Source organism: Mycobacterium sp. Soil_C_30 (genome assembly GCF_057656995.1).
The window spans coordinates 195463-209473 of the sequence record NZ_JBDGJH010000010.1; the positions used below are offsets into that span (position 1 = coordinate 195463).

The following is a 14011-nucleotide window of genomic DNA, read 5'->3' on the forward strand; positions in this document are numbered from 1 at the left end:
TGTGGCCGCTGCGTGCCAACGGGGCCACGCAGTGAAGTCAGGAGTGATCCCGCATGACGGTGAATCCGGGTGCCACAGGTGTCGAGCGGGGGTCCGGAACTCCGCTCCAGTGGGCCGAGCTCTCTCCGGATCGGGCCGAGGCGCTGCGACAGGCCTATCTCGTCACGTACCGCGGCCCGCACGGTGACGCACCGGGCACCGGCGTCGACTCCGCGGACACCGGCGCGCTGAGCCGCCTGGGCACCGAGGACCGGCTGTCCGCCGATCTGCTGGCCGCACACCTTGCGCTCGGGCGCACACGCGCTGCGGGCGAGGTGGCCGTCGCCGTGCAACCGGGGGACCGCGGACCGGCGTTGCAGGTGGTCACCGATCAGGCCGGCATGTTGATGGACTCGGTGACGGTCCTGCTGCATCGTCTCGGCGTTGCCTATACGGCGATCATGAACCCCTCGCTGCGGGTCCAGCGGAACGGCTCGGGTGAGCTGGTGGACATCGCGCCGCGCTCGGACGGCGACGCCCCGCCCACCGAGGCCTGGATCCACATCCAGTTGGCGCAGTCGGCGAATCAGGACGCCGTCGCCGAGGCCGCCCGCTCGTTGCCCAGGGTGCTCGCGGACGCCCGGCAGGTGGCCCTCGACGAGGTGCCCTTGGCGTCGGCGCTGCTGAGTCTGGCTGCCTCGGTCGACGCCGACGATGCCGGCCGGTTCCCCGGGCCGGACTCCCACGATGTCGCGGACCTGTTGCGCTGGCTCGCCGACGGGCATTTCGTGCTGCTGGGCTACCAGCGCTGCCCCGTCGAGAACGGCCACGCGACGGTGGACGCCGCGAGCCGGCTGGGTGTGCTCAGATTGCGCGAGGACGTGCTGCCTCAGCTCACCAGAACCGAGGACCTGTTGGTGCTCGCGCAGGCGACCATGCCGAGCTTCCTGCGCTACGGCGCGTACCCGTATATCGTCGTCGTTCGCGAACACTGCGCCGACCAGACCGTCGAACATCGATTCGTCGGGCTGTTCACCGTGGCCGCGATGAGCGCCAACGTGCTGGACATCCCCCTTGTGGCCAAGCGGGTGCGGGCGGCACTCGCGCTGGCCGCCGACGACCCGAGTCACCCCGGCCAACTGCTGCTCGACGTCATCCAGACGGTGCCGCGTTCGGAGCTGTTCGCACTGACAGCCGAGGAACTGCGCGATATGGCGATGGCCGTGATCGACCTCGGATCGCGGCGGCGGGCGTTGCTGTTCCTGCGCGGCGATCAGTTGGGTCACTTCGTGTCCTGCCTGGTGTATCTACCTCGCGACCGCTACACCACGGCCGTGCGGCTCGAGATGCAGGACATCCTGGTCCGCGAGTTCGGCGGCAACAGTATCGACTACGCCGCCCGTGTCAGTGAATCCCCCTGGGCGCTGGTTCATTTCACCGTCAAGATGCCGACCGGCACCGACGGGCAGAGCATCGACGTCTCCGAGGCCAACGAAACCCGGATCCAGAATCTGCTGACCGAGGCCACCCGCACCTGGGGTGACCGGTTGCAGGCTTCGGTGGCCACCGGGTCCATCGACCAGCGGCGCGCCGACTACTACACCAACGCGTTCTCCGAGGTCTACAAGCAGGCCGTCGAGCCGCGGGATGCGATCGCCGACATCAGCATCATCGAAGAGCTGCAGGACAATTCGGTCAGGCTGGTGTTCGAGGGCGCGGGCGACGGCGGCAACGCGCAGCTGAAGTGGTATCTGGGCGGGCGCTCGGCGTCGCTGAGTGAGCTGCTGCCCATGCTGCAGAGCATGGGCGTGATCGTCCTCGATGAACGGCCGTTCAGCGTCACCAGGCCCGACGGTCTCCCGGTGTGGCTCTACCAGTTCCGCATCTCGCCGCATCCGACCATCGCGCCGGCTGCCCCCGAAGAGGTCGCCGACGTCGCCGCCCGGTTCGCCGACACCGTCACGGCCATCTGGCAGGGACGAGTGGAGATCGACCGGTTCAACGAGCTGGTGCTGCGGGCGGGCCTGACCTACCAGCAGGTGGCGATCGTCCGGTCGTACGCGAAATACCTGCGGCAGGCCGGGTTTCCGTACAGCCAGTCGCACATCGAAAGCGTGGTCAACAGCAACGCGCACACGGCCCGCTCCATGGTGGAGCTGTTCGAGGCCATCTTCGATCCCGATCTGCCCGAGGCGGACCGGTCGCAGCGTGCACAGCTGGCGGCGGCCAGCGTCGCCGCCGACATTGACGCGCTGGTGAGCCTGGACACCGACCGGGTGCTGCGTGCCTTCGCATCGTTGATCCAGGCCACCCTGCGCACCAATTACTTCGTCACGCGGGAGAACTCGGCCCGCCGCAGCGGTGTGCTGGCCTTCAAACTCAACCCTGGGCTGATCGACGAGTTGCCGCTGCCCCGGCCGAAATTCGAGATCTTCGTGTACTCGCCGCGCGTCGAGGGGGTGCACCTGCGGTTCGGGTCGGTGGCCCGCGGTGGCCTGCGGTGGTCGGACCGCCGGGAGGACTTCCGCACCGAAGTCCTCGGGCTTGTCAAAGCCCAGGCGGTGAAGAACGCCGTCATCGTGCCGGTGGGCGCCAAAGGCGGTTTCGTCGTGAAGAATCCGCCGTTGCCCACCGGTGACGCCGCCGTCGACCGCGACGCAACCAGGGCCGAAGGCGTCGCGTGCTACCGGTTGTTCATCTCCGGGTTGCTCGACGTCACCGACAACATCGATCGAACCGCGGGCGGGGACCGCGGCCCAGGTGCGGTGACGGCCCCCGACCGGGTGGTGCGCCGTGACGGCGACGACGCCTATCTGGTGGTGGCCGCCGACAAGGGCACCGCGACGTTCAGCGATATCGCCAACGACGTCGCCAAGTCCTACGGGTTCTGGTTGGGTGACGCGTTCGCGTCGGGCGGATCGGTGGGCTACGACCACAAGGCGATGGGCATCACCGCCAAAGGCGCGTGGGAAAGCGTCAAACGCCACTTCCGCGAGATGGGGGTGGACACCCAGGCGCAAGATTTCACCGTCGTCGGCATCGGCGACATGAGCGGTGACGTGTTCGGCAACGGCATGCTGCTCTCGGAGCACATCCAGCTGGTGGCGGCCTTCAACCACCTGCACATCTTCCTGGATCCCACACCGGATGCCGCGCGCAGTTTCGCCGAGCGCCGGCGACTGTTCGACCTGCCCCGGTCCAGCTGGGAGGACTACGACAGGTCCCTGATCTCCGCCGGCGGCGGCATCTACAGCCGCGAGCAGAAATCGATCCCGATCAGCCCCGAGGTGCGCGCCGCGCTCGGACTGGGCGAGGTCGCCGAACTGACCCCACCCGCGCTGGTGAAGGCGATCCTGCAGGCCCCCGTCGACCTGCTGTGGAACGGCGGCATCGGGACCTACATCAAGGCCGAGAGCCAGTCCGACGCCGACGTCGGCGACCGGGCCAACGACCCGGTGCGCGTCAACGGAAACCAGGTGCGCGCCAAGGTGATCGGCGAAGGCGGCAACCTGGGCGTCACCTCACTGGGCCGGATTGAGTTCGACCTGGCCGGTGGCCGGATCAACACCGACGCCCTGGACAACTCCGCAGGAGTCGACTGCTCCGACCACGAAGTGAACATCAAGATCCTGGTCGATTCGCTGGTCACACAGGGCAAGGTCGAGGCCGGCGAGCGCACCGCCCTGCTGGAATCGATGACCGATGAGGTGGGCGAGCTGGTGCTGGCCGACAACATCGAACAGAACGACCTGATGGGCACCAGCCGTGCCAATGCGGCCAGTCTGCTCAATGTGCATGCGCGCCAGATCAAAGAGCTGGAGGCCCGCCGTGGGCTCAACCGTGAACTGGAAGCGCTGCCGTCGGACAAGGAGATCCGCCGGCGCACCGACGCGGGCCTGGGGCTGACCTCACCAGAGCTCGCCACGCTGATGGCGCATGTGAAGCTGGCGCTCAAAGACGAGGTGCTGGCCAGCGAGCTGCCCGATCAGGACGTCTTCGCCGCCCGGCTGCCCTCGTATTTCCCTGCGCCACTGCGTGATCGGTTCGCAACCGAGATCCGCAGTCACCAGCTCAGGCGCGAGATCGTGACCACCATGCTGGTCAACGACCTCGTCGACACCGCGGGTATCAGCTTCGCCTACCGGATCACCGAGGACGTGGGTGTCGGGCCGGTGGATGCCGTGCGCACCTACGTGGCCACCGATGCGATCTTCGGTGTCGGCGAGGTGTGGCGGCGTCTGCGCGCCGTAAGCCTGGAAAACCATGTGCCCGTTCATGTCTCGGACCGCATGACGCTCGACCTGCGCCGTCTCATCGATCGCGCCGGCCGGTGGCTGCTGAACAACCGGCCGCAGCCGCTGGCTGTCGGCGCGGAGATCAACCGGTTCGCCGCCAAGGTCGCCGCGCTCACGCCGCGGATGGGGGAGTGGCTGCGCGGTGACGACAAGGCGATCGTGGCCAAGGAGGCCGCGGAGTTCGCCTCGCACGGGGTGCCCGAGGACTTGGCCTACATGGTCTCCAGCGGTCTGTACCAGTACAGCCTGCTCGACATCATCGACGTCGCCGACATCGTGGACCGCGACGAGGTGGAGGTCGCCGACACCTACTTCGCGCTGATGGACCATCTCGGTACCGACGGACTGCTGACCGCGGTGTCCGGGCTGCCAAGGGATGACCGTTGGCATTCCCTGGCTCGCTTGGCGATTCGGGACGACATCTACAGTTCCATCCGTTCGCTCACCTTCGATGTGCTGGCCGTCGGTGAACCGGATGAAAGCGGTGAGGAGAAGATCGCCGAGTGGCATCACACCAACGGTTCCCGGCTGGAACGCGCGCAGGGCACTCTCGACGAGATCTATGCCGATGACGAGCGCGACCTCGCCACGCTGTCGGTGGCGGCCCGGCAGATCCGCAACATGACCCGCTCGCAGGGGGCGGGGTCCTCCACGTGAGCCAGCCGTATGTGACTCCCGTCGGCGTGCGCTGGTCGGACATCGACATGTACCAGCACGTCAACCACGCCACCATGGTGACGATCCTGGAGGAGGCCCGCGTCCCCTTCCTGTCGCCGGCGTTCGGGCCCACCATCGCAGAAGTCGGTCTGCTGATCGCCGAGGTCAAGGTGTCCTACAAGGGTCAGCTGCGGCTGATCGACTCACCCCTGCAGGTCAGCATCTGGGTGAACCGTTTGCGGGCAGTCGATTTCACGCTCGGCTATGAGGTGCGCTCGGTCAACGCCGAGCCCGACTCCAAGCCCGCCGTGATCGCCGAGAGCCAGCTGGCGGCCTTCGACATCGACGAGCAGAAGCTGGTCCGGTTGTCGCCGGCGCATCGTGAATACCTGGAGAAATGGGTCCGGTAGGCGAGCGGGGGCTGTGGCTGCCCGACCCCGCCCACCGCGCCGACCTGACGATGTTCGCCGAGCGGGCGCACCGCCTGGACGACGCGGCCGTGATCCGGATCAGGGCCCGCGCCAACGGACTGCTGGGGGCGTGGGTGGCGACCAACTTCGATGTCCTGGCGGGCCGGGCGCTCGCCGGGACTGTGCGGCCCGACGACCTGTCCGCCGGGGCCGATGCGCTGCTGCAGGGGCTGCGAGCCGTCGACCGTGTCGGCTTCGTGGACCCGGGCTGGTCGATGGATTCGGCCTGGCGTGGGGCTCTGCCGCCGGAACAGGGGTTCGCGCACCTCGATGACGTTCCCGCCAGGGTGATGCTCGACCTCGCCCAGCGCGGCGTGGCGTTGGCCCGCGAGCACGGCAGCAGTCAGGGCCCGCCGGTGTCGCTGCTGGATCAGGAAGTGATCAGCGTCAGCGCCGACGGGGTGACCGTCGGAATCCCGATGCGGTGTGTGTTCGCGCTGACCGCCATGCGTTTCCTGCCGCAGTCGGGCAAAGGTGACGACGAGTTCGCGCCGGAGTCGGTGGCGGCCGACGAGATCGTGCGGGTGCGGGTGTTGCCGGCGTGGCTGCGGATCGATGCCCGGTTCGGGTCGGTGTACCGCCGCCGCGGCGACCCGGCCCTCGTTCTTCGGTGATTTGGGCGCGTTCATAACCGCTGAGCGGTTATGAACGCGCCCAAATCACTCAGAAAGGCGAGTTCATCATCGAGTGGGCCGCCATCTCCAGGTAGTCCAGCAGCGCCTTGCGGTGCTCGTCGTCGAGGGTGTCGCAGTCGATCTCGGCGACAGCGGTGTGCATGCACCGCAGCCACGCGTCACGCTCCAGCGGGCCGATCCGAAACGGGTGATGACGCATCCGCAGCCTCGGATGCCCCCGCTGCTCGGAGTAGGTGCGCGGCCCGCCCCAGTACTGCTCGAGGAACATCCGCAGGCGGACCTCGGCGCCGGGCAGGTCGTCGTCGGGGTAGAGGGGCCGCAGGATCTCGTCCTCGGCGACCTGCTCGTAGAACCGCGACACGATTTTGTGGAAGGTGGCGGCACCGCCGACGGCGTCGTAGAAGGTCTGGGGGTCCTCGGGCACACCCCCATTGTTCACTTTCCGGCCCCGGTGCCCGTCCCGGCCCGGGGGCATTTCGACACGTCACGCGATGTTCACCGGATTGACCTGCGAACACGGCCGAAATTGTCGTGCGGCGGCCGCGGATCCATGGTGGACTGTCCGCGGAGGGACCAATGGCCCAGCGCAAGCGAAACCAACTGAATAGGGTTGGACACCGCGTCGCGGTGGGCCGTTCCGGGTCCACTGTCGGGGCGTCTCTGCACAGTGTCGAGACCGTCGTACCGCCGACCGATGGCAATTCGGTATGGGGCCGGCGTCGGGTGCTGCTGTTGAACTCCACCTACGAGCCGTTGACCGCACTGCCGATGCGGCGGGCCATCGTGATGCTGCTGTGCGGCAAGGCCGACGTCGTACACGACGACCCGTCCGGACCGGTGATCCACTCGGCGTCGCGCACCATCGTGGTTCCCTCGGTGATCCGGCTGCGCACCTTCGTCCGGGTGCCGTACCGCGCCCGGATCCCGATGACCCGTGCCGCGCTGATGCACCGCGACCGGTTCCGCTGCGCGTACTGCGGGGCGAAGGCCGACACCGTGGATCACGTGGTCCCACGCAGCCTCGGCGGCGAGCACACCTGGGAGAACTGCGTGGCCTGCTGCTCCACCTGTAACCACCGCAAGGCCGACAAACTGCTCTCGGAACTGGGCTGGACACTGCGGGTGACCCCCACCCCGCCCAAGGGTCAGCACTGGCGGCTGCTGTCGACGGTCAAGGAGCTCGACCCCGCGTGGGTGCGCTATCTGGGCGAGGGCGCGGCCTGAAATCCGTGGCTCACTCCGACAGCGTGTAGTGGGTGGGATAAATTTGCGTCGTGACCGAAACCGCTATCGCCCACTCCGTGATGGGAGGGGTGCCGCTGCTGCTGGCCGCGGTGCTCGCTCTGCTGATCTGGCGCAAGCCCGGCCCGCACCCGAAGTCCTACAAGCTCTCTGAGCAGTGGACCCACGAGCCCATCCTGTGGGCGGCCACCGGTGAGGTCATCGGCGACGCGCATGGACATGGTTCGCACGAATTCACGGTTGGAGGTGGCGCAAGTGGCAAGTGGTGAACACCACGACACCGAGGTGCTGAAGCGCGAGTCCGAGAACCTGCCCTACGGGTGGGCAGTCACCTACAGCGGCCGGCTGTCGGGCGTCACCGAGCCGGGCCACCTGTCGGAGACCTATCCGTTCTCCATTCAGGAGCGGGTGGAGCTCGACGAGGCGCTGAAGTTCGGTTCCCGGGCCTCCAAGGCCCGGTTCGCCGTCTACATCGGTGAGCTGGGTGCACCCACCGCCGCCGCGGCGCGGGCCATCCTGGCCAAGGTGCCCACCCCCAACGAGGCCGTACTGATCGCCGTGTCACCGAATCAGAAGGTCATCGAGGTGGTCTACGGCGCCGGACTGCAGGGCCGAGGTGCCGAGTCCGCCGCGCCCCTCGGAGTGGCCGCCGCGACGTCGGCGTTCCGCGAGGGCAATCTCATCGACGGTCTCGTCAGCGCCATTCGCGTCCTGTCGGCAGGGATCTCCCGCCCTTAGCCCGGGGCCCCAACGGGGGTCTGGCGATCCCTGGCACGTCGCTGCGTCCATCGCGACACTGAGGGGATGGACCAAGGACAGCTCGCCGACTTCCTGCGCACCCGCCGCGAGACGTTGACACCCGGCGACGTCGGGCTGCCCGTCGGTCCGCGCCGGCGCACCGCGGGTCTACGCCGCGAGGAGGTCGCCGCCTTGGCGGTGATCTCGACCGACTACTACACCAGGATGGAACAGCAACGTGCGCCGCAACCGTCGGTGGAGGTGCTGGCATCCCTGGCCAGGGCGCTGCGCCTGACGATCGACGAACGCGATCACCTCTTCCGGTTGGCCGGGCACAATGCGCCGGCACGCACTCTCGGCGGCGAGCATGTCAGCCCGGCTACGCTGCGGATCCTCGACCGCCTGCACGACACCCCGGCCCAGGTGATGTCGGCGCTGGGGGAGACGCTGGTCCAGACGCCGGCTGCGCGCGCACTGATGGGTGACGAGACGGTCTACCGAGGTTTCGCGCGAAGCGTGGTGTATCGCTGGTTCACCGATGACGACGCCCGTGGGCTGTACCCGGCCGAGGATCACCCCACGATCGGGCGGGACTTCACCGCCGGTGCCCGGGTGGCCTATACCCGCGACGGTGCCGGTTCGAGGGCAGCGCAGATCGTCGAGGATCTCCTGGAGCGCAGCGCCGAGTTCGCCGATCTGTGGAAACGGCACGATGTCTCGGGCAACACCGCGCGCACCAAGCGGCTGGTGCACCCGAAGCTCGGGGTGCTCCACGTGCATTGCCAGATCCTCTACGACGCCGTGCAACTGCACACCTTGCTGGTGTTCACCGCCGACCCGGGAACGCCGAGCTACGCCAAGCTCGCCGCCTTGGGAGCCGATCCCGAGTCCCATCAGCGCGACAACCGGGTAAGCCAGGGACTGCCGGTCGGTGGATGACTCCACTCTGAATGTGATCGGCGCGCTCCGGAAATCTCGGTACTGCCAGCACAGCGACGAGTATTCGAGGAGTTTCACATGGTAGGCAGATTCACGGTGGACGTTCCGGACCTGAGCGGCAGGTTGGCGGTGATCACCGGCGGCAGCGACGGTATCGGCTTCGGCTTGGCAGGCCGGCTCGCCGCGGCGGGGGCAGAGGTGATCCTGCCGGTGCGCAACGCCGACAAGGGCAAAGCGGCGGCAGACCGTGTTCGGTCCGCCGCGCGGGAGGCCGTCGTCGACGTCCGTCGTCTCGACCTGTCGTCACTGCAGTCGGTCGCCGACTTCGCCGGTGAGCTGGTCGGCGAGGGCAGGCCGGTCCACATCCTGATCAACAACGCCGGAGTGATGAACCCGCCGAGCCGCCAGACCACGGCCGATGGCTTCGAATTGCAGTGGGGCACCAACCATCTCGGCCATTTTGCGCTCACCGCGCGACTGCTGCCTCTGCTGCGGGCCGGCCGGGCGCGGGTCACCACGCAGTCGAGTATCTCGGCTGCCGGCAACGAGATCAATTGGGACGACCTCAACTTCGAGCAGTCCTACTCTGCGGGCCGGGCGTACAGCCAGTCGAAGATCGCCAATCTGATGTTCGCCCTCGAACTCCACCGCCGCAGTCAGCGGGCCCGGTGGGGGATCACCAGCAATGCCTCACATCCCGGGGTGACCGCCACCAATCTGCTTGCCGCCCAGCCCCATCTGGGCCGCACCAGCGACACGATGAGCGTCCGGATCATCCGGTTGCTGGCCCGGCTGGGAGTGTTGCAGACCGTCGAGCAGGGTTTGTCGACCGCGTTGTACGCCGCTACCAACCCGTCCGCCGACGGGGGGAAGCTCTACGGTCCCAGCGGGTTCAGGAATCTGGCGGGACCGCCGGCCGAGCAGCAGGTGTACCGGCCTGCCCGGGACGCCGCCGACGCCGCCCGCTTGTGGGAGAGGTCCGAAGCGCTGGTCGGTGTGCAGTTCGCGACGGCGAGCTGAGCCCCGCGAGGGCGCGTGTTTGTACGCCTCACACGGAGTGTCGGTGTACAAACACGCGCCCTCGCGGTGAGGTGGTCAGCTGACGTCGAAGGTGCGGGCGCGCAGCGAACGCTCCACTCCCGCACGGCCTTCGAGCACCAGCCGGCGCAGTGCCGGCGGGACCTCCGGGTCGGCCAGGAACCGGTCGGCGGCGTCGAGTGCGGCCTGGCTGATGTCCCACGACGGGTATAGCCCGACGACCACCGTCTGGGCCACCTCGCTGGACCGCCGCTCCCACACCGAGCTGATGGTCTCGAAATAGCGCTCGGTGAACGGCAGCAGCAGCTCGCTCTGACCGGGTCGGACGATGCCGCCGATGATGGCGCGGCCGGTGATGTTGGCCAGCGTGTCGTCCTCGATGACCTGCGTCCAGGCGGCGTTCTTGACCTCGGCCTGGGGGCGCGCGGCGGCGGCCGCGGCGGCATTGCGCCGTCCTGCCGCGGTGGGGTCGGTGGCCGCCTCCCTGTCGATGAACGGCGTCTCCGTACCGTCGGCGTCGATATCGCCGCTGGCGGCCAGGGCGGTCACGATCCGCCAGCGCAGATCGGTGTCGATCACCAGGCCGGACAGATTCACCGCGGCGGGCTCGTTGTCCAGCAAGGTGGCCAGCACCGCGACGTGGTTGCGCGACAGCACCGACGTGCACAGCGCGTTGACGAATGCCAGCTGGTGGTCCGAGCCCGGCTGCGATTCGCGGGCCAGGTCCAGCAGCTTGTCGGCGAACGCCGGCCAGCCGGTGGTGGTGGCCCAGCCCGGGTCGGCGTAGGAGCCCAGCGCGGTCTGCGCCTGCAGGACCAGCCGTTGCGCGACACCGACCTCGGTCTCGGCGTGCAGCCCGCTCATCACCAACGCCACGAAGTCACGCGCCTTCAGCTCGGCTTCGCGGGTCATCTCCCAGGCGGCCGACCACACCAGGGTGCGGGGCAGCGGCTCGCTGATGTCGGCGATCCGGCTCAGCGCCGTCTTCAGCGACTCGGCATCGAGTCGCGAGGCGCAGTACGTCAGGTCGTCATCGTTGACCAGGATCAACTTGCCCCGCGAAACACCCTGCAAGGCAGCAACTTCGGTGGACTCGCCCTCGATGTCGAGTTCCTCGCGGTGCACCCGTACCAACTTGCCGGAGCCGTCGTCGTCATAGATGCCCACTGCCAGCCGGTGCACGCGGGTTTCGCCGGCGCCCGGCGCAGCCCCGCTCTGCGTGATGGCGAACCGGGTGAACGTGCCGTCATCGTCGACGTCGAAGTCGGCGCGCAGCGTGTTGAGGCCAGTGGTCTTCAGCCACTGCCGGCCCCAGCCGGACAGATCCCGGCCGGAGGACTTTTCCAGCGCCCCGAGCAGATCGCCGAACGTGGCGTTGGCGAACGCGTGGTCACGGAAGTAGTCCCGCAGCCCCGCGAGGAAGGACTCCAACCCGACGTAGGCCACCAGCTGCTTGAGCACGCTGGCGCCCTTGGCGTAGGTGATGCCGTCGAAGTTTACCTCGACGGCATGCAGGTCGGGGATCTCGGCGGCCACCGGGTGAGTGGAGGGCAGCTGGTCCTGCCGGTAGGCCCAGGACTTCTCGACATTGGCGAAGGTGGTCCAGGCCTCGGTGTACTCGGTGGCCTCGGCCTGGCACAGCACCGAGGCGAAGGTCGCGAAGGACTCGTTGAGCCACAGGTCGTCCCACCACTGCATGGTGACCAGATCGCCGAACCACATGTGCGCCATCTCGTGCAGGACAGTCTCGGCACGGCGCTCGTAGGACGCCCGGGTGACCTTGCTGCGGAACACGTAATCCTCGAGGAATGTCACCGCGCCGGCATTCTCCATGGCGCCGGCGTTGAATTCCGGCACGAACAGCTGGTCGTACTTGCCGAACGCGTACGGCGTCCCGAAGTTGTTGTGGTAGAACGCGAAACCCTGCTTGGTTTCGGTGAACAGGCGTTCTTCGTCCATGAACTCGGCCAGCGAGGCGCGGCAGAAGATACCCAGCGGGATCTCGCCGTGCTCGTCGCTGTAGGTGTCGTCCCAGCGGGCGTACGGACCGGCGATCAACGCGGCCAGGTAGGTGCTCATCCGCGGCGTGGTGGCGAAGGTGTGGATCTTCGCGCCGTCGGCGTCCTCGACCAGGGTGGTGGCGCCGTTGGAGATCACCTGCCAATGTGCGGGCGCGGTGACCGTGACGTCGAAGGCGGCCTTGAGGTCGGGCTGGTCGAAGCAGGCGAACATCCGCTTGGCGTCGGCGGTCTCGAACTGCGAGTACAGGTACACCTCGCCGTCCACCGGGTCGACGAAGCGATGCAGCCCCTCCCCGGTGTTGGAGTAGAGGCAGTCGGCGTCGACGACGACGACGTTGTGCTCGGCCAGGCCGGACAAGGCGATGCCGGTGGACTCGTCATAGCCGGAGACGTCCAGTTCGTGGCCGTTGAGGGTGGCGCTTCGCACGGTATCGGCTGCGATGTCGAGGTAAGTGTCCGCGCCGGCGAGCGCGTCGAATTCGATGGTCGTCACCGATCGGAACGTGCGTTCCCCCGGTGCGCCGCTGCCGTCGGTGAGGTCCAACGAGATGCGGTAGCTGTCGACGGTCACCAGCGCCGCGCGCTCGGCCGCCTGATCCTGAGTCAGATTGGGAAGTGCCACGCCCGCCAACACTAATGGCCGTGACACCAGGTGCGCGCTACTGACGGAGAATCTTGGTCTACTGGCTTGTGTCGGGCCGCGGCCGGGAACACAACGCCGGACCGACAGGTTGTGCTGAACGAAAATCTGACCATCGAGAGGAAGTCCTAATGGCAGACGCATCTGCCGGCAGCAGCGCCGGAAAAGACACCGCCGGGTTCTGGTTCGATCCGTTGTGCCCGTGGTGCTGGATCACCTCGCGTTGGATCCTCGAAGTCGAGAAGGTCCGCGACATCAACGTGGAGTTCCACGTGATGAGCCTGGCGGTGCTCAACGAGGGGCGTGACCTTCCCGAGGAGTACCAGGAGATGATGAAGAAGGCCTGGGGCCCGGTGCGGGTGGCCATCGCCGCCGAACAGGCGCACGGCTCCGAGGTGCTGTCACCGCTCTACACCGCGATGGGCACGCTGATCCACAACGAGGACAACAAAGACTTTGACGACGTGATCCCCAAAGCCCTGGCGCAGGCCGGGTTGCCCGCCGAATTGGCCGAGGCGGCCAAGACCGACAAATACGACGACGCGCTGCGCAAGAGCCACCACGCCGGCATGGACGCCGTCGGCGAGGACGTCGGCACCCCCACCATCCACGTCAACGGTGTCGCCTTCTTCGGCCCGGTGCTCTCACGTATCCCGCGCGGCGAGGAAGCCGGCAAGCTGTGGGATGCCTCGGTGACGTTCGCGTCGTACCCGCACTTCTGGGAGCTCAAGCGCAGCCGTACCGAGCGTCCCGAGTTCGACTGAGCCGACGGGGGAGTTGCCGGTGCGGAGCCGGCGACTCCTCCGGAGCCGGGGCGCCGGTTCGATTGACCCGCAGGTCATTTCGTCTCTGCTGTTGCACCCCAGCGGATCGAAGGCCACGGTGTATCCCATGACACCCGCGGAGATGCTCGATGTGGCGTATGCAGAAGCACAAAAAGGTCTGGACGAGGGCGGGATACCGATCGGTGCCGCGTTGTTCAGCGCCGACGGCGTGCTTCTGGGCAGCGGCCACAACCGGCGCGTACAGCAGGACGACCCCTCTGTGCATGCCGAGACGGACGCGTTCCGGGCCGCCGGGCGGCAGCGAGACTACCGCTCCACCGTCATGGTCACCACGCTGTCGCCCTGCTGGTACTGCAGCGGTCTGGTGCGTCAGTTCAACATCGGCGCGGTGGTGATCGGGGAGAGTCGCACGTTCACCGGCGGGCACGATTGGCTGGCCGAGCACGGAGTGAGCGTCACCGTGCTCGACGACGAACGCTGCGTCGCCATGATGACGGAGTTCATCGCCGCGGAGCCCGCGCTGTGGAACGAGGACATCGGCGTCGGTCCCTGACTCCGGTGGATCGTCGGAG

The 14011-nt window shown here is 67.7% G+C and carries 12 protein-coding genes; 10 read left to right on the plus strand and 2 right to left on the minus strand.

Features of this window, described 5'->3' with window-relative positions:
• Positions 1 to 53: 53 nt before the first annotated feature.
• Genes AC3A6P_RS20080 through AC3A6P_RS20090 form a run of 3 tightly spaced genes read left to right on the plus strand, consistent with a single transcriptional unit; the run spans position 54 to position 6015 of the window.
• A complete protein-coding gene (locus tag AC3A6P_RS20080) occupies positions 54 to 4931 on the plus strand; it encodes an NAD-glutamate dehydrogenase (protein ID WP_487693454.1) in 4878 nt (1625 codons plus the stop codon).
• A complete protein-coding gene (locus AC3A6P_RS20085) occupies positions 4928 to 5341 on the plus strand; it encodes an acyl-CoA thioesterase (protein ID WP_487693455.1) in 414 nt (137 codons plus the stop codon). Before AC3A6P_RS20080 ends, AC3A6P_RS20085 begins: the two co-directional genes overlap by 4 nt.
• A complete protein-coding gene (locus AC3A6P_RS20090; RefSeq protein WP_487693456.1) occupies positions 5329 to 6015 on the plus strand; it encodes a DUF8010 domain-containing protein in 687 nt (228 codons plus the stop codon). Before AC3A6P_RS20085 ends, AC3A6P_RS20090 begins: the two co-directional genes overlap by 13 nt.
• A 49-nt stretch (positions 6016 to 6064) precedes the next feature.
• Here AC3A6P_RS20090 and AC3A6P_RS20095 read toward each other — a convergent pair whose 3' ends face one another.
• A complete protein-coding gene (locus AC3A6P_RS20095) occupies positions 6065 to 6511 on the minus strand; it encodes a globin (RefSeq protein WP_487693457.1) in 447 nt (148 codons plus the stop codon).
• A gap of 101 nt (positions 6512 to 6612) precedes the next feature.
• Between AC3A6P_RS20095 and AC3A6P_RS20100 the strand changes: the two genes are divergently transcribed.
• The 5 genes from AC3A6P_RS20100 (at position 6613) to AC3A6P_RS20120 (ending at position 9975) form a co-directional block, all read left to right on the plus strand.
• On the plus strand, positions 6613 to 7260 hold the full coding sequence (locus tag AC3A6P_RS20100; protein ID WP_487693458.1) for an HNH endonuclease: 648 nt from the start codon (positions 6613 to 6615) through the stop codon (positions 7258 to 7260).
• An 80-nt stretch (positions 7261 to 7340) separates the two neighbouring features.
• Complete coding sequence (gene ctaJ, locus AC3A6P_RS20105; protein WP_487693509.1) at positions 7341 to 7547, plus strand: aa3-type cytochrome oxidase subunit CtaJ; 207 nt, start codon at positions 7341 to 7343, stop codon at positions 7545 to 7547.
• Positions 7534 to 8016, plus strand: coding sequence for a DUF5130 domain-containing protein (locus tag AC3A6P_RS20110; protein ID WP_487693459.1), 483 nt, complete (start codon positions 7534 to 7536; stop codon positions 8014 to 8016). The genes ctaJ and AC3A6P_RS20110 overlap by 14 nt, the downstream gene beginning before the upstream one ends.
• A 66-nt stretch (positions 8017 to 8082) precedes the next feature.
• Positions 8083 to 8955, plus strand: coding sequence for a helix-turn-helix transcriptional regulator (locus AC3A6P_RS20115; RefSeq protein ID WP_487693460.1), 873 nt, complete (start codon positions 8083 to 8085; stop codon positions 8953 to 8955).
• Between the two features lie 78 nt (positions 8956 to 9033).
• The gene (locus AC3A6P_RS20120) at positions 9034 to 9975 is read left to right on the plus strand and encodes an SDR family oxidoreductase (protein WP_487693461.1); all 942 of its coding nucleotides are present in this window, start codon (positions 9034 to 9036) and stop codon (positions 9973 to 9975) included.
• A gap of 75 nt (positions 9976 to 10050) precedes the next feature.
• On the opposite strand, the gene pepN is transcribed toward AC3A6P_RS20120, so the two are convergent.
• Complete coding sequence (pepN, locus tag AC3A6P_RS20125) at positions 10051 to 12636, minus strand: aminopeptidase N (protein WP_487693462.1); 2586 nt, start codon at positions 12634 to 12636, stop codon at positions 10051 to 10053.
• Positions 12637 to 12785: 149 nt separating this feature from the next.
• Between pepN and AC3A6P_RS20130 the strand changes: the two genes are divergently transcribed.
• Positions 12786 to 13418 (plus strand): mycothiol-dependent nitroreductase Rv2466c family protein, encoded by a 633-nt coding sequence (locus AC3A6P_RS20130; RefSeq protein WP_487693463.1) that lies wholly within the window; start codon positions 12786 to 12788, stop codon positions 13416 to 13418.
• Between the two features lie 127 nt (positions 13419 to 13545).
• The gene (locus tag AC3A6P_RS20135) at positions 13546 to 13992 is read left to right on the plus strand and encodes a nucleoside deaminase (RefSeq protein ID WP_487693464.1); all 447 of its coding nucleotides are present in this window, start codon (positions 13546 to 13548) and stop codon (positions 13990 to 13992) included.
• Positions 13993 to 14011: the final 19 nt, after the last annotated feature.

Coding starts and splice junctions, on each gene's coding strand:
- AC3A6P_RS20095 (WP_487693457.1), bottom strand. CDS start 6,511: ATGCCCCCGGGCCGGGACGGGCACCGGGGCCGGAAAGTGAACAATGGG.
- AC3A6P_RS20100 (WP_487693458.1), top strand. CDS start 6,613: ATGGCCCAGCGCAAGCGAAACCAACTGAATAGGGTTGGACACCGCGTC.
- AC3A6P_RS20090 (WP_487693456.1), top strand. CDS start 5,329: ATGGGTCCGGTAGGCGAGCGGGGGCTGTGGCTGCCCGACCCCGCCCAC.
- AC3A6P_RS20130 (WP_487693463.1), top strand. CDS start 12,786: ATGGCAGACGCATCTGCCGGCAGCAGCGCCGGAAAAGACACCGCCGGG.
- AC3A6P_RS20080 (WP_487693454.1), top strand. CDS start 54: ATGACGGTGAATCCGGGTGCCACAGGTGTCGAGCGGGGGTCCGGAACT.
- AC3A6P_RS20120 (WP_487693461.1), top strand. CDS start 9,034: ATGGTAGGCAGATTCACGGTGGACGTTCCGGACCTGAGCGGCAGGTTG.
- AC3A6P_RS20135 (WP_487693464.1), top strand. CDS start 13,546: ATGACACCCGCGGAGATGCTCGATGTGGCGTATGCAGAAGCACAAAAA.
- AC3A6P_RS20115 (WP_487693460.1), top strand. CDS start 8,083: ATGGACCAAGGACAGCTCGCCGACTTCCTGCGCACCCGCCGCGAGACG.
- ctaJ (WP_487693509.1), top strand. CDS start 7,341: ATGGGAGGGGTGCCGCTGCTGCTGGCCGCGGTGCTCGCTCTGCTGATC.